This is a genomic window from Rhizobium sp. Root1212, from assembly GCF_001424985.1.
Lineage (GTDB): Bacteria > Pseudomonadota > Alphaproteobacteria > Rhizobiales > Rhizobiaceae > Pararhizobium.
Genome location: NZ_LMDA01000012.1, coordinates 317,702 through 338,503 on the forward strand (window position 1 = coordinate 317,702; position 20,802 = coordinate 338,503).

A 20,802-nucleotide genomic window follows, 5' to 3' on the forward strand; every position below is an offset into this window, starting at 1 on the left:
CGTAAGGAATTGGCAGCGGGAAGCGTGCATTTTTCCGCCTCGATCCATAGGGGTGCGCTTGCGCATCGCCGAAAGCCGCGCTAACAATTCCGGCCATGAAACAGGCACGCATCCTTTCGATCTGGTGGTGGGCTCGCTGAGGCGGCCTTGACCAGTCATGCGTGATTGAAACACAAGCCGCCCGAAGTCCTCGAGGCGGCTTTTCGTATTCAGGCCGCACCGGTGAAAACGGGTCGAAACGGAGTGGAACATGGGAACGACAATTCTGGCCGACGGTGCGGAGACCTATACGACCAAGGGCGGCATCGAGATCATCCGGCGCCGGCGCGAGGCTCCCTATGGGGACGCGATCTCAAGCTATGTCGATCGTCTCGATGAGCGCCGCGGTGCGGTGTTTTCCTCCAACTATGAATATCCCGGCCGCTACACCCGCTGGGATACCGCTATCGTTGACCCGCCGCTTGCCATCTCCTCCTTCGGCCGTTCGCTCTGGATCGAAGCCTTCAATGAGCGCGGCGAAGCGCTGCTTTCGATCATCGCCGATCATCTGGCCGGCGTCAGCGACATCACGCTGGGCGCTTCGATCAGCCGCCGCCTCGACCTCGCCATCAACCTGCCGGACCGTGTCTTCACCGAGGAAGAGCGCTCCAAGATGCCGACGGTGTTCACGGTGCTGCGCGCCGTGACCGCGCTGTTCTATTCGCAGGAGGATTCGAACCTCGGTTTCTACGGCGCCTTCGGCTACGATCTTGCCTTCCAGTTCGATGCGATCGAGCTGAAATTGCAACGGCCCGACGACCAGCGCGACATGGTGCTGTTCCTGCCGGATGAAATCCTTGTCGTCGATCACTATTCGGCCAAGGCCTGGATCGATCGCTATGATTTCACCAAGGGCGATCAGACGACCATCGACAAATCCGGCGATATCGTACCCGACCCATTCCGCACCGTCGATATCATTCCGCCCCATGGAGATCACCGTCCCGGCGAATATGCCGAGCTGGTCACCAAGGCCAAGGAAAGTTTTCGTCGCGGCGATCTCTTCGAAGTCGTGCCGGGCCAGAAATTCTACGAGCGCTGCGACAGCAAGCCCTCGGAAATCTCCAACCGGCTGAAGGCGATCAATCCGTCGCCCTATTCCTTCTTCATCAATCTCGGAAATCAGGAATATCTCGTCGGCGCTTCGCCGGAAATGTTCGTGCGCGTCTCCGGCCGCCGCATCGAGACCTGCCCGATCTCGGGTACGATCAAGCGCGGCGCCGATCCGATCGCCGACTCGGAACAGATACTGAAACTGCTCAACTCCAAGAAAGATGAATCCGAGCTGACCATGTGCTCGGATGTCGACCGCAACGACAAGAGCCGCGTCTGCGTGCCGGGCTCCGTCAAGGTCATCGGCCGCCGCCAGATCGAGATGTATTCGCGCCTCATCCACACGGTCGATCATATCGAAGGCCGCCTGCGCGACGATATGGATGCCTTTGACGGCTTCCTTTCCCATGCCTGGGCCGTCACCGTCACCGGTGCGCCGAAGCTCTGGGCCATGCGATTCATCGAAAGCCATGAAAAGAGCCCGCGCGCCTGGTATGGTGGGGCGATCGGCATGGTCGGCTTCAATGGCGACATGAACACGGGGCTGACCCTGCGCACCATCCGCATCAAGGACGGCATTGCCGAGGTGCGCGCCGGTGCGACGCTGCTCAATGACAGCAATCCGGAAGAGGAAGAGGCCGAAACCGAACTGAAGGCATCCGCCATGATCGCAGCCATCCGTGACGCAAAATCCGCCAACAGCGGCAAGGCCGGCCGCGACGTCGCCGCCGTCGGCGCCGGCGTCAACATCCTGCTCGTCGACCACGAGGACAGTTTCGTCCACACGCTCGCCAACTACTTCCGCCAGACGGGAGCTGATGTGACGACCGTGCGCACCCCGGTCGCGGACGAACTGTTCGACACGCTGAAGCCCGATCTCGTCGTGCTTTCGCCGGGGCCGGGCACGCCGAAGGATTTCGATTGCAAGGCGACGATCAAGAAGGCGCGGGCGCGCGACCTGCCGATCTTCGGCGTCTGCCTCGGCCTGCAGGCACTGGCCGAAGCCTACGGCGGCGATCTGCGTCAGCTTGCCATTCCCATGCACGGCAAGCCGTCGCGCATCCGGGTGCTGGAGCCGGGCATCGTCTTCTCTGGGCTTGGCAAGGAAGTGACGGTCGGCCGCTATCACTCGATCTTTGCCGATCCGTCGAGCTTGCCGCGCGATTTCATGATCACCGCCGAAAGCGATGACGGCACGATCATGGGCATCGAACATGTGAAGGAACCGATTGCGGCGGTTCAATTCCATCCGGAATCGATTATGACACTGGGCGGAGACGCCGGCATGCGCATGATCGAGAACGTGGTGGCCCATCTCGCCAGGAAGGCGAAGATCAAGGCCGCCTGACGCATCGCGGACGCGACTTTTTTGAGACCGCCGCGCCCACCCGGTGCGGCGGTCGTTTATTTGCAGGGAATTTGTCCATGGCAGACAGCAAGAAGAAGAGCGCGCAGTGGCTTGCCTTCTGGGGTATTCCGCTTTCGATCGTTGTTCTCGGCCTCAAACTGGCGGCCTGGTGGGTGACGGGATCGGTTGCGCTGCTCTCGGATGGTCTGGAATCGATCGTCAATGTCGTGGCGGCGGTCGTCGCCTTCGTGGTCATCGGCTATGCGGCCAAGCCGGCCGATGCCAGCCACCCCTTCGGCCACTACAAGGCCGAATATTTTTCCGCCGTCATCGAGGGCGTCCTGATCGTCGTGGCGGCACTCTTGATCGTCTGGGAGGCAATTCCCGCCGTGCTTTCGCCGCGCCTGCCGGAGGCTCCGGCGCTCGGTCTCGGCATCAACTTGCTGGCCGGCGTTATCAATGCCGTCTGGGCCTGGGTACTGATCAGTTCCGGCCGGCGGTTGCGGTCGCCGGCGCTGGAGGCGGACGGGCATCACATTCTCTCGGATGTCGTGACCTCGGTCGGCGTTCTCTTCGGCCTCGTGCTGGCGATTGTCACCGGTTATGCGGTGCTCGATCCGGCGCTGGCCGTCATCGTCGCCTGCAATATTCTCTATCAGGGCTGGAAGGTCATCGCCCGCTCGGTGGACGGTCTGATGGACCGCGCCGTGCCGGCCGAGGAAGAAGATGCGATCAAGCACGCCATCGCCGCCCATGCGAGCGGCTCGCTCGGCGTGCATGACCTGAAGACGCGGCAGGCGGGGCCGGCGATCTTCGTCGATTTCCATATGGTCGTTCCCGCCGCCATGCCGGTGAGGGAGGCGCATGATATTTGCGACCGCCTTGAAGATGCCATCCGCGGCGTGCATCCCGGCGCGAAGATCGCCATTCATGTCGAGCCCGAGGGCGAAAAGGCCCACGGTATCCGCGTCAAAGTCGTCGAAGGATTGAAATCATGAGCAAGACCGATGTCTCCGGCCTCTCCCAGCTGGGGCAGGCCGTTGCCGCCCCCACCAACCCGGAAGAAGCCGTGCTGGAGCGCGTGCCGAGCAACCATGCCGGCACCGATTTCGTCGTGCGTTTCACCGCACCGGAATTCACCTCGCTCTGCCCGATGACCGGGCAGCCGGATTTCGCCCATATCGTCATCGACTACGTGCCGGATGGCTGGCTGGTGGAATCGAAATCGCTGAAGCTTTACCTGAATTCCTTCCGCAACCATGGTGCTTTCCACGAGGATTGCACCATCGATATCGGCAAGCGGCTGGTGGACCTGCTTTCGCCGAAGTGGCTGCGGATCGGCGCCTATTGGTATCCGCGCGGCGGCATTCCCATCGATGTTTTCTGGCAGACCGGTGCCCCGCCGGAAGGCGTGTGGCTGCCGGATCAGGGCGTACAGCCCTATCGCGGACGGGGTTGATTTTCGCAAAAGAAAACGGCGGGCAAAAAGCCCGCCGTTTTTGTTTCATGGAATGCGGTATCAGTTGAAGATCAGGGCAAGGCCGGCAAGCGCCGTGATTCCGCCGAGGATGCGCGACAGCACACCGCCGGCGGAAAGCTTACCGATACCGAGACCAAGGCCGATGCCGGCAAGATGCAGGAATGCCGTGGCCGCAACAAAGCCAACGCCGAAGGGCAGGGCGCCTGCGACACCCAGTTCGCCGCCATGGGCATAACCGTGGAAGAGGGCGAAGACACCGACGACAGCGGCGCAAGCCGCCGTTTCCATCCGCACCGCCATAGCGACCAGCAGGCCGAGAGCGACGATCGAAGCGAGGATAGCCGGCTCGACGAAGGGCAGCGATATGCCGCCGAGCGCCAGCGCGAAGCCGATGGCCATCGTGCCGACGAAGGAGGCTGGAACGGCCCAAAGTGCGCGCCCACCAATCTGCGCCGCCCAGAGGCCGACGGCTATCATGACGAGGATATGATCGAGCCCCGACAGCGGATGGGTAAACCCGGCCATCAGCGAGCCGTGTTCGGCCGGATCGAGATGGGCAAAGGCCGGGACGGTGGAAACCGCGACAATGGCGGCGGCGAGAGAAAGGCTTTTCTTCATGGAATTCCCCACTGACGGGCGGATGCGTGGGAGGCGAAACCGCCGGATGCGAATGCGTGACGGCGTCATCTTATTGCGGACCTAAGCCGTGTCTATATGGCTTTTGCCGTAATCAGTGTCTTTTACCATAGCGCAAGCTTGCCCCTTTCGCCCGCAACCGCTTTTGTTGCATTGTTTTCGCAGTCGAGTCGCCTTATCTGACTGCGGCAGAACAACACGAATTTCGCGGGAGACAGCGAATGAACGAAGACGACGAAGACAAGAAGACGGAACTGCCCTTGGGCAAGGAGACCGAGGCGAATCTGTTCAAGTCGCGCTCGATCTTTATTTATGGCCCGATCAACCAGGAACTGGCGCAGAAGGTCTGCTCGCAGCTCGTGGCGCTTGCCGCCGCCAGCGACGAAGACATCCGCATCTTCGTCAATTCTCCGGGCGGCCATGTCGAATCCGGCGACTCGATCCACGACATGATCAAGTTCGTGAAGCCGAAGGTTTGGATGATCGGTTCCGGCTGGGTCGCTTCCGCCGGCGCGCTGATCTATGTGGCAGCCCCGAAGGAGCGCCGCATTTGCCTGCCGAACACCCGCTTCCTGCTTCATCAACCGTCCGGCGGCACCCGCGGCATGGCGTCCGATATCGAGATCCAGGCGCGCGAAATCATCAAGATGAACGAGCGCCTGAACAAGATCTTCTCGGAAGCCACCGGCCAGCCGATCGAAAAGATCGCCAAGGACACGGACCGCGACTACTGGCTCTCCGCCGAGGAAGCCAAGTCCTACGGCCTCGTTTCCCGCATCATCACGTCGGCTTCCGATATCTGATCGGACGATAGATCGAAAATTACCGACCCCATCGGCTCGCGCCGGTGGGGTTTTTGTTTTCGGTGATCATGGTTGATGGTGAAGGCGACCTCATCGCTTTTTTCCCTGTTATCTCCCTTGCCCCGAAAATCATCCCCGGCTATACAGCTTGAATGCAGACGATTGGCGCACAGATCAACGAACAGGTTTCCCGCGGGCATTTTGCCGTGCGTGACCGTTCCTGCGCCTCGCTTCTTCTTCTCGGCCTTATCAGCGGTTGCCGGGTTCTTTGAAGGAGCGCCCGGTGGCCCAAAGCCCACCGGCCCCAGCTCCTTTCGCATCCTGAAATCCTTCAAGAAAAGAACCATCCGAGGCGGATTTTGCCATCGCATTGAGACCGACGATCGGTTATGGCATGCGGGCAATGCGCCTCCAGACGAAGAGAAGCCGCAATGATCATGAAATCCCATTCCATCAAGCAGGGCATGCCTGACGCTCCGGCGAAGTATCAGGCCTATCCGCAGATCAACATTCCCGACCGCACCTGGCCGGGCAAGACCATCACCAAGGCGCCGATCTGGTGTTCCGTCGACCTGCGCGACGGCAACCAGTCGCTGGTCGATCCGATGGGCCACGACCGCAAGGCTCGCATGTTCCAGCTGCTGCTCGACATGGGCTTCAAGGAAATCGAGATCGGTTTCCCTTCGGCCTCGCAGACGGATTTCGATTTTGCCCGCTGGTGCATCGAGGAAGGCAATGTGCCTGATGATGTGTCGCTGCAGGTTCTGGTGCAGTGCCGCCCGGAATTGATCACCCGCACCTTCGAGGCCTTGCAGGGCGCCAAGAAGCCGATCGTGCATTTCTATAACTCGACCAGCGAATTGCAGCGCCGAGTGGTGTTTTCGAAGGACGTCGCCGGCATCAAGCAGATCGCCACCGACGCCGCCAAGATGATCACCGACATGGCCGCCAAGGCCGGCGGCGGCTTCCGCTTCGAATATTCGCCGGAAAGCTTTACCGGCACCGAGCTGGAAGTGGCGCTGGAGATCTGCAACGCCGTCACCGAAATCGTCAAGCCGACGGCCGACAACAAACTGATCCTGAACCTGCCCTCGACCGTCGAAATGGCAACGCCGAACATCTATGCCGACCAGATCGAATGGATGTGCCGCAACCTCGACAATCGCGAAAACCTGATCATCTCGCTGCATCCGCACAACGACCGCGGCACCGGCATCGCCGCTACCGAACTCGGCCTGATGGCCGGCGCCGACCGTGTCGAAGGCACGCTGTTCGGCAATGGCGAGCGCACCGGAAACGTCGATGTGGTGACGCTGGCCTTGAACATGTTCACGCAAGGGGTCGATCCGGAACTGGATTGTTCGGATATCGAGCGTATCAAGGACGTCTACGAATATTCCAACCAGATGGTCATTCCGGAGCGTCACCCTTACGTCGGCGAGCTGGTCTACACCGCCTTCTCCGGCTCGCACCAGGATGCGATCAACAAAGGCATGAAGGCGATCAAGACCGCCAACAAGTCGCTCTGGGAAGTGCCGTATCTGCCGATCGATCCGCGTGATGTCGGCCGCACCTACGAGGCGATCATCCGCATCAACTCGCAGTCCGGCAAGGGCGGCATCGCTTATATCCTGCAGGAAGACTACGGCATCAACCTGCCGCGCAATCTGCAGGTCGAGTTCCGCGAAGACATCCAGCGCATCACCGACGAGGGTGGCAAGGAGCTGCCGTCCAAGGCGATCCATGCCCGCTTCATCGAACGCTACGTCGATCAGCCCGACGCGCGGATCAAGTTCGTCGATCACCACACCTATCCGGTGGGCGAGCACAAGGGCGTGCGCGTCGTCGCGGCCGAGATCACCGATAAAGGCGAGACGAAGCGCATCGAGGGCAAGGGCACCGGCCCGATCGACGGCTTCATCAATGCGTTGTCGATCTATCTCGGCATCGACATGTCGGTTGCCGATTACTCCGAGCACTCGCTGCAACACGGCTCGAATGCGGCGGCTATTGCTTATGTCGAGATGGAACATCCGGGCGGCAAGCTGTTCGGCGTCGGCATCAACACCAACATCGTCGCTGCCTCGCTCGAAGCGATCGTCTCGGCGGCCAACCGGGTTCTCGAAGGCCGCGGCTGATCATCCTCTTCCGTCATGCTCGGGCTTGTCCCGAGCAATTTTCAGTCTTTCCGCGTATGAGGACGGTCTGGAAGATCCTCGGCACGAGGCCACGGATGACGCGGAGGGTAGGACGCGGTGTCACCAAACCAAAAAGCCGCGAAAATCTCGCGGCTTTTTGCGTGAGGAGCATCGGCGCTACAGGCGTGCTGCCTGCACGTGCATCCAGTCGTAATCCCGCGCCCGACCGAGGCTCAGCCAGCCTTCCTCCTCCCAGAATTCCCAGAACTTTGCCGCGTCAGGCTTGGCAAGCCGGGCCTTCTGGCGCCCCCATTTGAGCTGGTTTCGGGCGGGATCGAAATCGATGGCGATCGCCCAGGAATGCATCGACCATCCGGTGCCGCCCTTCATCTTGCGGCAGCTGTAGCAGCCGCCGAAAAGATCGACGCCGATCTCCTGAATGCCCGCTCGCCCGTAGTGTTTCCACACCTTCCCGAACACCCTGGCGGCGCTGTCATGAGCCTTTTCATGGATCATGAAGCCGGTGATCTCCTTGTCGAGATCCCAGGCGATCTTCATCCTGAAGGGAAGCTCCAGCCGTTTCAACGGCACGCTGCAGTGCGTGCCGAAAAAGGCCGGGACTTCGGCTTGCCGAGGCCATTGGGGCCCGCGCGTCTCTGGAAAACGATCCATGTATCTCTCCTGCCGTTCCGCAAAACAGGAGTGTCGGTTTCCCGCGGGGGCGACACCCGCCACCTCCGACCGAGGTGACGAGGTTTATATTGCCGCAGCCGCTTCCGGCGGGGATTGCCGGGTGGGAACGTGTATTTTCGGGGAAATCAGCCGATCCGGCCGGCGACCTGCTCGGCGAGTTGCTGGAGATTGGCCCGTGCTGACGAGCCGACGACGACGTAGGATGCGCCGGCCTTCTGCCAGGAGATCATCGCGAGATCGTCGCGGATGCTTTCGCTCGGCGGCGTATCGGCGCTGCCGGGCTTGCCCTTCAGGAAACAGATGGCGACGACTTCGCCTTCGTCGGTCTTGTACATCAGCTGCGCCACCGGCTTGCCGGCGGCGACGAGCAGGCGCGCACCCTCGAAGGTCAGGCCCTCGGCCTCAAGGTCCGGCACGCTGAAATTGACGCCGACGCTTTCGGCAAGCCAGGTGCGGATGGATTCGGACTGCGACGCCGGCACTTCGACCAGATGCTTCTCCTGCCGGGCATAGATGCGGTGATAGTCGGCGATGTCGTCGAGCCAGGTGCGGGCGGCGATGGCGGTCTGGGGCAGGGCCGAATCGTCGCTCGCCTTGCCGATGATGAAGCCGGTCGAACCGCCGATGACGAGCAGCGCCAGCGAGGCGACCAGCGCCCGCGGCCAGAGTTTTTGACGCGGCGTGCGTGCCGGTGTTGCCGCGATGCGGTCGTTGCGGGGGGCGGCGCCCGATCCCTGCTTGATCTGGCGCACCAGCGACAGCGGCACGGGATCGTGCAGGAACTCTTCGAATGCACTGTTGCCGAATGTGTTGCCGGCCTTCAGCATTTCCAGAAGCAGCCGTGCCTCGTCGTCGTTGTTGACGAGATGTTCGAGTTCGCGGCGCTCCACATCGCTCACTTCGCCGTCGATATAGGCGGACAACCGGACTTCGAGCGCCAGACCTTTCGTGCTTTGCACTGTTCAGGCCCTCCTTTCCGAGGTCTCGGTGATCATGGCCGCCAGCCGCATGCGGGCGGTCGACAGCCGGCTCATCACGGTGCCGATCGGGATCTTCAGGATTTCGGCGGCTTCCTTGTAGCTATGGCCCTCGACATTCACCAGCACGAAGACGCTGGCCAGCCCCTCCGGCATCGACAGGATGAGCTTGTGTAACTGGTTGACATAGACGAGCTTTTCGCCGGAAGCCTCGACCGAAAGCTCGCTCTGGTCATGCGCATCGACAGTGCCGGCGCCGGTGCGGACTTTCCGCTTCCTGATTTCGTCGACCCAGAGGTTGCGCGTCATTGCATAGATCCAGCTTTCCAGCCGTCCTTCGCCGTTCCAGAGGTGATTGCGGGAAATGGCCCGCTCGCAGACTTCCTGAACAAGATCATCAGCATCGGCGGCATTGCGCGTCAATGTCAGCGCAAAACGGCGCAACTTGGGCAGCAAGCTGACCAGGTCCCGACGAAATTCGGTAACATCCACCGCTGGGCGCATTGTTCTTCCAATGAAACGTTTCCGATCCGGCACTTATTCGGCCCGATCTTTTTCGTTTGCTGATATGAAACACTTGGCCGATGATCCGCAAGCGCCCAATGCTGCCGATCACATGTTTTGCCGCTTTTCCTGTGCGCGCCCGACAGGCCTTCCGGCCAAGAGCCGGGCGCCGTATCTATCAGTAGCGGTGCACGCCGCCCAGCGTCTGCAGCAGCGCCCGGTAGGCCCAGGTGTTTTCGCCGCCACGATCGCGGATTTCGATAAGCTGCACCTTGGCTTCCTCGATCTTGCCCTGCTGAACCAGCGCCTGGCCCATATAGGAGCGTGCGAGAATATAGTTCGCATCCGTCTGGATGGCCTTGCGGTAATAGGCCATGCCGATATCCATGCGGCCGGCTTTGCGGTTGGCATAGCCGCGATAGTTCAGGACGCGGGCGCTCGTCTGGTCGCGCACAGCATCCAGCACCTTCAGCGAATTTTCGTACTGGCCGTCATAGGCAAGCTCGCGGGCGGCCTTGAACAGGATATCGTCGTCTAGGCCGCTCTTCTTGGCGTCGACGCATTCCTTCTTGTCCTTGTCCCAAATCTTGCCGCCGGTGCATTCGCTGGTGGTCTTGGTCTTTTGCGGCGGCTGGCTCGTGTCTTCCCCGGCGGCATGGGCCATCGAGAGGCCGAAAGCGGAGGCGGCGAGGAAAAGGCTCGTGAAAGCGACTTTACGGGCAAACATGTCTTATTCTCCCTTTGCGAACATCGTCCGGCCCATATCGGCCGATACGGGGCGCGGTCATCAAGGGACGGACGAACCGCTCCGTTTATTGCATCAGGATAGCGCCTTTTCTCGTTTTGGCGAGTTTAAAAGCGGGTCGTTTCGACGAGGGTGACGGAGCGGCTATCCTTGGTCAGTTCGAAGCGCTCGCGCGTCAGGTTCCAGTTGCCGGGGCCGCCTGCAATCGAAAACAGATTGAAGGACGCCGGCGGTTTCTTGCCGCCCTGTCCCTGCGAGGCTGAGGCGATGCCGACGACCGGAACCTGCACGTCGTGCCCCTTCAACCAATGGACCGTGTTGAGATGGGTGTGGCCGTGCAGTACGAGTTCCGCGCCGCCCGATGAGATGGTTGCGGCAAAGCGACGGATGCCGAGCATGCGCTTGTGCATGGAGGTGGCGCCGCGGATCGGCGGATGGTGGATCATCACCACGCGGAAGAGGCCGGCCTCTCCTGCGGTCTTCAGCAGATTGACGGTCTCGCGCGCCTGCCTCGGACCGAAATAGCCGGAAGCGGCAAAGGGCGGAGTGGCGACGGCCGTCGAGCAGCCGATGATGGCGACATTGCCGCGCACGCGCATGTAGGGGTAGCAGTGGAAGTCGTCGTTCCATTCCCGCGGGCCGCGATCGTCGCGCATGTAGGGATACCAGGCCCTGGTCGTTTTCTCGTAGGCGCCGGGTACATAGGCGTCGTGATTGCCGGGCACGACGGAGATGTTTTTCGGCTTACCCGCCTCGCGCAGCCACTCGGTCATTATCTCGATTTCGCGGGACGAGGCCAGATTGACGAGATCGCCGGTGATCGCCAGATGATCCGGGTCGATGCGCTCGATCTCGTCCATCAACAGGTTCAGCGTATTGCCGACCAGATGGTTGCGGCGGTTCCGGTGCCAGTTGACGAAGCCGGTGATCCGCTTGGAGGCGAGTTCGCGAAAGGAGAGATCGGGCAGGGGACCCAAGTGAATGTCTGAAATATGCGCAAGTTTGAACATATTTGGTAGTTAGCGCATATTCCTGCAAAGGGGAATCATCGGCCGGGTTTATTCGGCATTCGCCTGTTCACACTAAGGAGACCGCGTTCCATGAGTGACACGCCTCCGGAGATGCGCAACTGGAGAGCGCGGCTCGTGACCCGCGCCGTGCACAGTTACTTCGCCTATGCGCGCGGCATGACCATGGGCGTGCGCGCCGCCTGTTTCGACGTCGAAGGCCGCATCTTCTTGGTGCGCCACAGCTATGTTCCCGGCTGGTTGATGCCAGGCGGCGGCATCGAGCGCAACGAGACGGCCGGACAGGCGCTGATCAAGGAACTGCGCGAGGAGGGAAACCTTGTCTTCGGCGATCCGCCGGAACTGATGCATGTCTTCCACAATCCGCGCACCAGCCGGCGCGACCATGTGCTGTTCTATCGCTGCCGCAATGTCGTGCAGACCGCGCCGAAAAAGCGCGACTACGAAATCCTCGAGGGTGGCTTTTTCCCGCTCGATGCCCTGCCGGAAGGCACGACGTCGGCGACGCTGCGCCGTCTCGACGAACTTTCCGGCAAGGTGCCTTTCGACGACATCTGGTGATCAGCCGCGCCCGTGGGGCGCATCGAGATCGACCACGGGACCGATCGGCACGACGCCTGTCGGGTTGATGGTCGTGTGGCTGCGGTAATAGTGCTCCTTGATGTGGCTGAAGTTCACCGTCTCCGCCACGCCTTCGACCTGATAGAGATCGCGCAGATAGTTTTGCAGGTTCGGATAGTCGGCGATGCGGCGGATGTTGCACTTGAAATGGCCGACATAAACGGGGTCGAAGCGCACCAGCGTCGTGAACAGCCGCCAGTCGGCTTCGGTGATCCGGCCGCCGGTGAGATAGCGGCGGGTGGAAAGGCGCTCCTCCAATTCGTCCAGCATCGCGAAAAGAGGCGTGACGTTTTCCTCATAGGCCTGCTGTGACGTGGCGAAGCCGGCCTTGTAGACGCCGTTGTTGACGGTGTCGTAGATGCGGCCGTTCAACGCGTCGATGTCTTCGCGCATTTCCTCCGGGTAGAAATCGAGATTGGAGCCCGTCAGCCCGTCGAAGGCGGTGTTGAACATGCGGATGATCTCAGCGCTTTCGTTCGAAACGATCGTGCCAGTCTTCTTGTCCCAGAGCACCGGCACGGTGACGCGGCCGGAATAGGTCGGATCGGCCTTCACATAGACCTGCCACAGCGCATCCGAACCGAAGAGGTGATCGACGGTGCCGCCGTTCTGGTTCTTGAATTCCCAGCCCTTCGACAGCATCAGCGGATCGACGATCGAAACGGAAATCAGGTCTTCCAGCTTCTTCAGCCTGCGGAAGATCAGCGTGCGGTGCGCCCAGGGACAGGCGAGCGACACATAGAGATGGTAGCGCCCGGCCTCGGCCTTGAAGCCGCCTTCGCCGCTCGGGCCGGCGGAACCATCGGCCGTTACCCAGTTGCGGAACTGCGACTGCGCCCGTTTGAAATGACCTTGGGTGGATTTCGTATCGTACCAGACGTCCTGCCAGACGCCGTCAACCAGCATGCCCATATTCTAAACTCCTTGCCGGGGAAGCTTCCCCCGTGTCCTGGCGACAGTAGATAGCGGACAAAAACGCTTTCGATAGCCACCGGATCATGAACAGTGCGTTTTTGGCTTTGACGGCGGGAAATTTTCTGCTATCGGCGATGCACTGAATTTTCGAACAGGCTGGAACTCACTTCGATGTACTTCCCAGGAAACCCGCGACGACGCTGATGCTCTGACGCCCCCAAGGCGCGCCATCACTCCTATACGTCTCGCATATACGGTTTCCCTATGTTCATGCAAAAGCACGACCTCGTCTATTTGACGGAAGACGCGTCGCACGACGCTGCCATCGAAATCATCAACGAAGAAGCTTTCGGTCCCGGCCGGTTCACACGGGCGGCAGCGCGCATTCGCGAGCAGGGGCCGCACGATCTTTCGCTCTCCTTCATCTGCACGGACGACGGTGAGACGATCGCCTCGGTGCGGATGACGCCGGTGATGGCGGGTTCGGTCAAGGGGCATCTGCTCGGCCCGCTGGCCGTCCGGCCTTCCCACAAGAACCGGGGGATCGGCCGCGAGCTGGTGCGGATTGCGGTGGAAGCGGCGCGGCGGAAGGGTTCCGAGGCCGTGATCCTCGTCGGCGATCCGCCCTATTACATGCCGCTCGGTTTCGAGAAGGTCGCCTATGCGGCGCTCGAATTTCCCGGTCCGGTCGATCCGGCGCGGGTGCTGGTCGTGCCGATGGCTGAGGATGTTCATTCCCGGCTGAAGGGCGCCATCGGCTGGCGCCCTTGATTGGGATTACAGTCGCTTCTGGATGATCTGGAATTCCGGCGTGGCTTTGCGCTTGATCGGATCGGGCTTGCCGGCATCGATCGCGTCCCAATAGCTCCAGTGCACCTTCTTGGAGCCGAGTTCGTAATCCATGCCGTCCCAGCTGTCTTCGCGGAAACTGTAGAAGGCCCAGTGCAGATTGTGGCTGTCGAGCGTCGTCAGCACGTCGTCGAGATAGGCCTTGCAGCCTTCCCAGCGGCGCATGCAGCCGAACTCGCCGGCCACGAGCCGGTTGGCGGGTAGGCCGACCTGCTTCGCCCAATCGACCGGCTGCGCCAGATAATCCGCCACCCGCTTGCGATCCCAAAGCTCGGAGCCTTCGCCGAAGGGCACGTTGCCGGGATAGGTGTAGGGCTTTTCCCGCTTCATGTTGGGCGCGCTGGTCGCGGCATAGGGCTCGTACATATGGAAGCTGTAGAGCACCTTGCCGTCGGAGAGCGGTGCCGGCCAGTAGCCGAAGGCGTCCGCGGCCGCATACCAGCCGGCATCGACCATGACCGGCGTCTTCGGGTCAACCTTGCGGATTGCTGAAATGATCGTTTGATAGAAGGCGCTGAGATCGCGGGCGGTGCCTTTGTTGGCGGCGTACCAGGTCTTCATGTCGGTGGCTGAGGCGTGCTCGGCTAGACCGTTCTTCTTTTCCGGTGCCGGTTCGTTGATGATGTTGTAGGCGGCGACGGCGGGGTGATCCTTGAGAGCGGTCGCCAGATCGCTCCAGAACCGGGCGCTTTCCTCCCACCATGTTTTGTCCTGCCACAGGCGGCCGTCGAAGGTGCCGCCATTGTTTTGCGCCCAGCGCATGCCGGGCAGGGAGAGCGGTGTGATCACCACTTTGAGCCCGGCCTTGTCGGCGCGGTCGAGGGTTTCGGCGAGGGTCGCGAGATCGGCAGCGGGAATACCGTCATAGTGGTCGGCATCGCCGAGAAGAAAATCGCGCTTGGCCGGCTTCCATTTATCGTAGGAAAGCCGCACCCAGCCTGCGCCATAGCCGTGCAGTGCATCGAAATAGGCCTGATCCGGCGGCAGCCGGTTGAAGCTGTTGCCGCCGTGCTGCGGCTTGTCCCAGAAGTGGATGAGATCAGCGGCCCCGGCCGGAAGCGAGAGGCCGAGGGTGAGAAGAGACGCAAGAACAAAGCGCATAAGGATATCCGTGTTGATATACCGCGGATATCCCCAGCCACTATGGCAAAATTGCGAGGTTTTTCCTTCGTTTAACGCCCTTCGCGATGCCAGGTCGCCGAAAGCGCCAACAGAAGCAGCCCGAGCCCGAGGAAGCCGGCAAAAAGCGGCAGCGAATTGATGCCCTTCAGCACGGTCTCGTCGGTCATGCGCAGCGACAGGCGCTGGTCATCGGCGACGCGGACGGCGCCGCGCACCGGCAGAAGCGGCGGCATGTCGAGCGTGCCGGAGGCATCCGCGACGCGGCGCACGAGGCCCTTGGTCTTTTCCGCCCAGGGTTTCAGCGTTTCCTCGGTCGAGATTGTTGCCTTGAACTCCGGCGCATCGACGGCGCCGACATGGACGAGGGTCGAGAGATCGCCGTTGGTGATCTCGAACAGGCCGGTTTCCGAGGTCTGCACCGAAGCCTTGTAGAGACCCGGACCGCTTTCCGCCAGCGGCACCTGTTCTGTGCGGCCGGAAGGGTAGGTGAGGTTCGCAGCCCCCGGATCGCCCTTGATCGTCTGGCGGGAAATTTCCAGCGAACGGCCGCTGGCGCGCGCTGTCAGCGCTTCCTCTTCCAGCGCCGGCTCCTGCATCAGCCAATGGGCGGTGCGGCGATAGAGCGAAACGCTCGGGCCGCCGCCTTCGAAGCCGCGCGACCAGAGCCAGCCCTGATCCGAGAGCAGCATGGCGACACGGCCCTTGCCGACGCGGTTCAGCACCAGCAACGGCTTGCCGTCGGCCGCTTCCATCACCGTCTGTCCCAGCGGGCGATCGACATCGACGGTGCGGAACCAGCGGCCCCAATGGGGCGGCTCGGCGTCGGCGCCTTCAAGACCGCGCGTCACCGGATGCTTGCGGCCTTCCTCTGATAGGCGGGGATAGAAGGCCTTCTCGTTCATATAGCCGGTGGGGGCGGCGGGCAGCACGGCGGAGAGCGGGGTGGTGGCAATCGAATCGTCGCCGGCATGTTCGGGGCCGGCGGCGATCAGCAGCGCGCCGCCGTTTTCGACGTACTGGGCGATGTTGTCGTAATAGAGGATCGGCAGCACGCCGCGATGCTGGTAGCGGTCGAAGATGATCAGGTCGAATTCGTTGATCTTGTCGACGAACAACTCGCGGGTCGGAAAGGCGATCAGCGACAGTTCGTTGATCGGCGTGCCGTCCTGCTTTTCCGGCGGCCGCAGAATGGTGAAATGCACGAGATCGACGGCGGCGTCGGATTTCAAGAGGTTGCGCCAGGCCCGCTCACCCGCATGAGGCTCGCCGGAGACGAGCAGCACCCGCAGGTTTTCGCGGATGCCGTCGAGCACGTGGACGGCCCGGTTGTTGGCATCCGTCACTTCGCCGGCAACGGGGGCGACGGCGAATTCGAGGATGTTGCTGCCGCCGCGCGGCACCTTGAAGGAGAAGGGGATATCCGTGCCCGGCTCGGCGCGTTCGGTCGCGAGCGGATTGCCGTTAAGGCTCACCGACACTTCCGCCGTGCCGCCGGGTGCCTTGCCGTCGTCCACGACGCGGAAGGTGACGGTCTGCTCTTCGCCGACGATGCCGAAGCGCGGGCCGCTGCGCACCTCGATGCGGCGGTCGTATTCGTCGGTCTTGCCGGTGATCAGTCCATGGACGGGCGCATCGAAACCGAGGGGCTGGTTGACATCGGGGATATCGTGGATCTGGCCATCGGTGATGAAGATCGCGCCGCCGACGCGGGCCGGTGGCACATCGGCAAGCGCTGTCGAGAGCGCACCGAAGAGTTTCGTGGCAGGGGCTTCGGTGTCGGCATCGTCGGCGGCTTCGACGATGCGTGCCTCGATCTGCGGGAATTTGGCGAGGCGTTCCTTGAGTTCGGCAAGGGCGGCATCCGTTGTTTCGCGCCGGCCGGCATAATCCTGGCTCTGGCTGCGATCGACGACGACGGCGACGACGGTGGAGAGCGGTTCGCGCTCTTCCTGGAAGAAGACGGGATTGGCAAGGGCAAGCACGAGAGCGGCAAGCGCGAAGCTGCGCAGCACCGCGCCCCGCACACCACGCCAGAGGCCGATCGCCGACAGGAGCACGGCGATCGCAGCCAGCACGCCGATCACGATCCAGGGCAGAAGCGGAGAGAAGGAAAGCGTCATCTGCTACTGCCCCAGCCGTTCGAGCAGAGCAGGGATATGCACCTGATCCGCCTTATAGTTGCCGGTCAGCATATACATCATGATGTTGACGCCGGCGCGGAAGGCATATTCGCGCTGCATCTCATCCGGCGGCACGGTTGGCAGCAGCGGCGCGCCGTTGGCGTCGATCGCCCAGGCACCGGCGAGATCATTGCCGGTAATCATGATCGGCGAAACGCCATCGCCGGTGCGGGCCGGGCGGCCGGTGTCTTCCGTGCCGTTGTCGGGATGAGCCTCGATCCAGAGCGGGCTGCCGGCATAACGGCCGGGAAAGCTCGACAGCAGGTAGAAGGATTTGGTCAGCACGTTATCGGCCGGCACCGGCTCCAGCGGCGGGATGTCGAGATCGGCGAGGATCGCCTGCAGCCGTTCGGCATTCGGGCTCGATGAAGCGCCGCCGCTCAGCGAATTGAACTGGTCGCGAGTGTCGAACAGCACGGTGCCGCCGGCGCGCATATAGGCGTCGACGCGGCTGATCGCCTGCGGGCTCGGCATCGGCGCATTGGCGGAAACCGGCCAGTAGATAAGCGAATAGAAGGAAAGCTCGTCGCGGGCGATATCGAGGCCGACCGGCGGGCCGGGCTCCAGCGTCGTGCGATAGGTGAGGAAATCGGTGAGGCCGGCAAGCCCGCGCTCGGAAATGCGGTCCACGTCAGCCTCGCCGGTCACGACATAGGCGAGGTGGGTCTTGTCCAGCCGCGCGAGGATGTTTTCGTCGCCCGGCTTGCTGTCGTCGGCGCGGGAGACGTCCGGTAACATTGTGGCTACGCTGATGGCGGCGATGAATGCAACGGCGGCCGCCGCTCCCGAAAGGCGGATGCGGGAAAACGTTCCGGCCATGAACAGGACGACGAGCGTATCGATGAGGGCGAGCATAAGCGCGATTGTGAAGAGCGCCGGCTTCAGCGAGACAGTCTCGGCACCCAGCAGCGGCTCGCTGGTATAGGCGACATCAAGGCCTTCGGTTGCGATAGGCTTCAGCTCCGTATTGGGGGCGAGCAGGTTCAGCGCGGTGAAACCCTCTTCGGAGCCATAGAGGCCGGGCGGATGATCGGCATCGGCAACCGGTGCGGCGTCAGTGCGCGGCTCCAGCGGGCGGGCGCGGGCGGTTTCGCCGACCAGAACGCCATTGGCATTGAGCAGGCGATAGGGCGCGAGCGTCTGGCCCTTCGGCGCACCTTCGCTGGCAACACCGCCGCTGCGCGACAGTTGCACGCTCCGGCGCAGCATTTCGACGAAGGCGCCCGAGATCGGCAGGTTCGACCACGTGGCCTCGGCGCTGACATGGAACAGGATGATGCGGCCGGCGCCTTGTGTCTTCGTCGTCACCAGCGGCGTGCCGTCGGCAAGGCTTGCCCAGGTGCGGGCGGTCAGGTCCGCCGTCGGCTCGGCCAGAACCTGGCGCTTGACGAGAATGCCTTCCGGTCGGGGCATCCCGGCGAAGGGGCTTTGCGCCGGATAATCGGCCAGCGGCTGCGGCTCGGCCCAGGAGAGCGCGCCGCCCAGCGCCCGCTCGCCCTGGCGCAGCGTCACCGGCACCAGCGGATCGTTGGCGGGGGCGGCTGCAAGGCGCGGGCCGGCAAAGCGGATCAGCGTGCCGCCATTATCGATCCATTTTCCGATCGGGCCGTAGGTTTCTTCCGGCAGGCGGCCGATATCGGCCATGATCAGCATGGACGGCTTTTGCGAGAGAAGCTCGGGAATGGCGACGGCAAGGTCCGCCTCGTTCGGCTGGACGAGATCGGCATAGGGGGCGAGCGCCCGGTTGATGTAATAGAGCGGCGAGAGCAGCGGCTGCGACTGGTCGCGTGTTTCGCCGCTCAGCAGCGCCACCCGCCGGCGGCGGAAGCCGTCGTCGAGCAGGTAGGTGCCGCCGGCGGTCGCCTGACCGTCGATGCCGATGCGGGAGAAATCGTTGCGCAGCTCGAAGGGGGCGGCAATCATGCCTTTTGCGGTGCCTTCGCCGGCATTGAAGGAGACGGAGCCGTTGGCGATGGCGCGGCCACGGATATCGTAGGCGGTGAGCGGCAGCATGCGGGCGCCTGATGTATCGAGGCGGCTGACGGAGATAATCATGGCGTCCGCCTCGTTTGCCGAGGTGGTGATTGCCACGGCTTCCGGGCTGCCGCCGATGAGGCGCAGTTCCGTCGGCGAGAGCGAGGCGAGGTCGGTCATCACATCGTTCTCGCCGGAGGCAACCCCATCCGAGATGAAGGCGACGGTGCCGGGCGTGGTGCCTTTCAGCGCGGTTGAAAGCACGGTGAAGGCAGCCTTCCGGTCCGGCGTCAGCGGCTGCGGAGCAGCGGCGGCGAGGCGGTTGCGAGCTTCGTCGGGCGAGGTCGGGGTAGCGTTGTGCTCGCGGTCGGCGGTGAAGAGGATGGAGACCGGCAGATCGCGGCTTTCGGCGTCGGAGATGAGCGCATCGGCGGTGTTCACCCGCCGCTCCCAGTCCGGCGCGGTCGCCCAGCTGTTGTCGATGACAAGCACCAGCGGACCGGTTGTGGACAGCGTGTTGGCGCGCGGGTTCAGCACCGGATCGGCGATGGCGAGAATGACGGCGGCGGCCATCAGCATGCGCAGGAGCGTCAACCACCACGGGCTTTTCGAGGGCGTTTCCTCGCGCCTCAGGACGCTGGCGAGAATGCGCAGCGGCGGGAAGGCCTCGGTGACGGGACGCGGCGGCGTCAGCCGCAGCAGCCACCAGATGGCCGGCAGCGCTACGAGGGCCGCCAGCATCATCGGATTGGCGAAGACGAGCGAGAGCAGGCTCATAACTGCCCCCCATGCGTCGCCCGCGCCGGCATGCCGGAGAGGTACATATGCACGGCGACCAGTGCTTCGGAGGCGAGATGGTCGGTGCGATGCGGCGTGAAGGTCCAGCCCATGTGGCGCAGATCCGCGCCCAGCGCATCGCGGCGGGCGAAATACGCGCGGCGATAGTCTTCGCGCAGGATTTCGGCGCGGCCGGCGGTCAGCTTGTCGCCGGTTTCGGGATCGGTGAATTCGGTGCGGCCGGCATAGGGAAACGTTTCCTCCGCCGGATCGGCGATCTCGACCACATGACCGCGAAAGCCACGGCGCGCAAGCGGCCCGAGCCGGGCCATGATCTTGTCGGCCGGATCGAGGAAATCGCCGATCAGCACCAGATCGCTCCAGCCGCGGATCATGCCGGTTTCCGGCAGGCCGCCGGAGAGCGGCGTGTGCATCAGGGCGGCAGCGAGGCGCTCTGCGGCGTTGCGGGCCGACAGCGGCTCCATCACGCCGGGGCACCCGATGCGCTCGCCCGAGCGGGCGAGAATTTCCGCCAGCGCCAGCATGAGCACCAGCGCGCGGCTTTCCTTCGAAACGCTGCCGAAACGGGATTTGTACATCATCGAGGGCGAGAGATCGGCCCAGAGCCAGATGGTGTGGGCCGCTTCCCACTCCCGGTCGCGCACATAGGTATGGTCGTCGCGGGCGGAGCGGCGCCAGTCGATGCGCGTCAGACTTTCGCCGTCGCTATAGGGGCGGAACTGCCAGAAATTCTCGCCGATGCCGCGCTTGCGGCGGCCATGCCAGCCGGAAATCACGGTGTTGGCGATGCGTTTTGCCTCGACCATGCAATCGGGAATGAGCCGCGCGCGCATCTGCGCCCGCGACAACACTTCGCCCGAAGGGGTACGCTCGACGATGTGCCCGATCGAGGCCATTCA

At 62.8% G+C, this 20,802-nt stretch carries 19 protein-coding genes; 7 read left to right on the forward strand and 12 right to left on the reverse strand.

Annotation, left to right across the window (positions count from 1 at the left end; all coding sequences use genetic code 11):
- Positions 1-250: 250 nt before the first annotated feature.
- The 3 genes from ASC86_RS13580 (at position 251) to queF (ending at position 3,899) form a co-directional block, all read left to right on the forward strand.
- Positions 251-2,440, forward strand: coding sequence for an anthranilate synthase (locus ASC86_RS13580; RefSeq protein WP_056321799.1), 2,190 nt, complete (start codon positions 251-253; stop codon positions 2,438-2,440).
- A gap of 77 nt (positions 2,441-2,517) precedes the next feature.
- Entirely contained in the window at positions 2,518-3,438 is a 921-nt protein-coding gene (locus ASC86_RS13585; RefSeq protein ID WP_056321801.1) for a cation diffusion facilitator family transporter, read from the forward strand.
- A complete protein-coding gene (queF, locus tag ASC86_RS13590) occupies positions 3,435-3,899 on the forward strand; it encodes a preQ(1) synthase (RefSeq protein ID WP_056321804.1) in 465 nt (154 codons plus the stop codon). Before ASC86_RS13585 ends, queF begins: the two co-directional genes overlap by 4 nt.
- A 60-nt stretch (positions 3,900-3,959) precedes the next feature.
- Here queF and ASC86_RS13595 read toward each other — a convergent pair whose 3' ends face one another.
- Positions 3,960-4,538 (reverse strand): HupE/UreJ family protein, encoded by a 579-nt coding sequence (locus ASC86_RS13595; protein ID WP_056321806.1) that lies wholly within the window; start codon positions 4,536-4,538, stop codon positions 3,960-3,962.
- 239 nt (positions 4,539-4,777) lie between these two features.
- Between ASC86_RS13595 and ASC86_RS13600 the strand changes: the two genes are divergently transcribed.
- Positions 4,778-5,359: an ATP-dependent Clp protease proteolytic subunit gene (locus tag ASC86_RS13600; RefSeq protein ID WP_056321809.1), complete on the forward strand. Its 582-nt coding sequence runs from the start codon at positions 4,778-4,780 to the stop codon at positions 5,357-5,359.
- On the opposite strand, the gene ASC86_RS25825 is transcribed toward ASC86_RS13600, so the two are convergent.
- Positions 5,314-5,679, reverse strand: a complete 366-nt coding sequence (locus ASC86_RS25825; RefSeq protein ID WP_156387044.1) for a hypothetical protein — start codon at positions 5,677-5,679, stop codon at positions 5,314-5,316. The genes ASC86_RS13600 and ASC86_RS25825 overlap by 46 nt on opposite strands.
- A 111-nt stretch (positions 5,680-5,790) precedes the next feature.
- Here ASC86_RS25825 and leuA point away from each other — a divergent pair, with 111 nt between their 5' ends.
- Positions 5,791-7,497, forward strand: coding sequence for a 2-isopropylmalate synthase (gene leuA, locus ASC86_RS13605; protein WP_056321811.1), 1,707 nt, complete (start codon positions 5,791-5,793; stop codon positions 7,495-7,497).
- A 177-nt stretch (positions 7,498-7,674) separates the two neighbouring features.
- Here leuA and ASC86_RS13610 read toward each other — a convergent pair whose 3' ends face one another.
- The 5 genes from ASC86_RS13610 to ASC86_RS13630 form a co-directional block, all read right to left on the reverse strand.
- On the reverse strand, positions 7,675-8,169 hold the full coding sequence (locus ASC86_RS13610) for a M15 family metallopeptidase (RefSeq protein ID WP_056321814.1): 495 nt from the start codon (positions 8,167-8,169) through the stop codon (positions 7,675-7,677).
- A gap of 146 nt (positions 8,170-8,315) precedes the next feature.
- Positions 8,316-9,149 carry an anti-sigma factor gene (locus ASC86_RS13615; protein WP_056321817.1) on the reverse strand — a complete coding sequence of 278 codons (834 nt, stop codon included), beginning with the start codon at positions 9,147-9,149 and terminating at the stop codon, positions 8,316-8,318.
- Between the two features lie 3 nt (positions 9,150-9,152).
- Positions 9,153-9,671, reverse strand: a complete 519-nt coding sequence (locus ASC86_RS13620) for an RNA polymerase sigma factor (protein WP_056321819.1) — start codon at positions 9,669-9,671, stop codon at positions 9,153-9,155.
- 178 nt (positions 9,672-9,849) lie between these two features.
- On the reverse strand, positions 9,850-10,398 hold the full coding sequence (locus tag ASC86_RS13625) for a tetratricopeptide repeat protein (RefSeq protein WP_056321823.1): 549 nt from the start codon (positions 10,396-10,398) through the stop codon (positions 9,850-9,852).
- A 125-nt stretch (positions 10,399-10,523) separates the two neighbouring features.
- Positions 10,524-11,426, reverse strand: coding sequence for a metallophosphoesterase (locus ASC86_RS13630; RefSeq protein WP_056321826.1), 903 nt, complete (start codon positions 11,424-11,426; stop codon positions 10,524-10,526).
- Positions 11,427-11,516: 90 nt separating this feature from the next.
- Here ASC86_RS13630 and ASC86_RS13635 point away from each other — a divergent pair, with 90 nt between their 5' ends.
- Positions 11,517-12,005: an NUDIX domain-containing protein gene (locus ASC86_RS13635; protein WP_056321829.1), complete on the forward strand. Its 489-nt coding sequence runs from the start codon at positions 11,517-11,519 to the stop codon at positions 12,003-12,005.
- On the opposite strand, the gene ASC86_RS13640 is transcribed toward ASC86_RS13635, so the two are convergent.
- The gene (locus ASC86_RS13640) at positions 12,006-12,977 is read right to left on the reverse strand and encodes a glutathione S-transferase family protein (RefSeq protein WP_056321830.1); all 972 of its coding nucleotides are present in this window, start codon (positions 12,975-12,977) and stop codon (positions 12,006-12,008) included.
- 273 nt (positions 12,978-13,250) lie between these two features.
- Here ASC86_RS13640 and ASC86_RS13645 point away from each other — a divergent pair, with 273 nt between their 5' ends.
- On the forward strand, positions 13,251-13,751 hold the full coding sequence (locus ASC86_RS13645; protein ID WP_056322608.1) for an N-acetyltransferase: 501 nt from the start codon (positions 13,251-13,253) through the stop codon (positions 13,749-13,751).
- Between the two features lie 6 nt (positions 13,752-13,757).
- On the opposite strand, the gene ASC86_RS13650 is transcribed toward ASC86_RS13645, so the two are convergent.
- From ASC86_RS13650 to ASC86_RS13665, 4 genes are all read right to left on the reverse strand, one after another.
- Entirely contained in the window at positions 13,758-14,930 is a 1,173-nt protein-coding gene (locus tag ASC86_RS13650) for a cellulase family glycosylhydrolase (protein ID WP_200943813.1), read from the reverse strand.
- Positions 14,931-15,001: 71 nt separating this feature from the next.
- On the reverse strand, positions 15,002-17,071 hold the full coding sequence (locus ASC86_RS13655; protein ID WP_056321836.1) for a hypothetical protein: 2,070 nt from the start codon (positions 17,069-17,071) through the stop codon (positions 15,002-15,004).
- A gap of 3 nt (positions 17,072-17,074) precedes the next feature.
- On the reverse strand, positions 17,075-19,882 hold the full coding sequence (locus tag ASC86_RS13660) for a DUF4159 domain-containing protein (RefSeq protein WP_056321838.1): 2,808 nt from the start codon (positions 19,880-19,882) through the stop codon (positions 17,075-17,077).
- Positions 19,879-20,799 (reverse strand): DUF58 domain-containing protein, encoded by a 921-nt coding sequence (locus ASC86_RS13665; RefSeq protein WP_056321841.1) that lies wholly within the window; start codon positions 20,797-20,799, stop codon positions 19,879-19,881. The genes ASC86_RS13660 and ASC86_RS13665 overlap by 4 nt, the downstream gene beginning before the upstream one ends.
- Positions 20,800-20,802 lie beyond the last annotated feature (3 nt).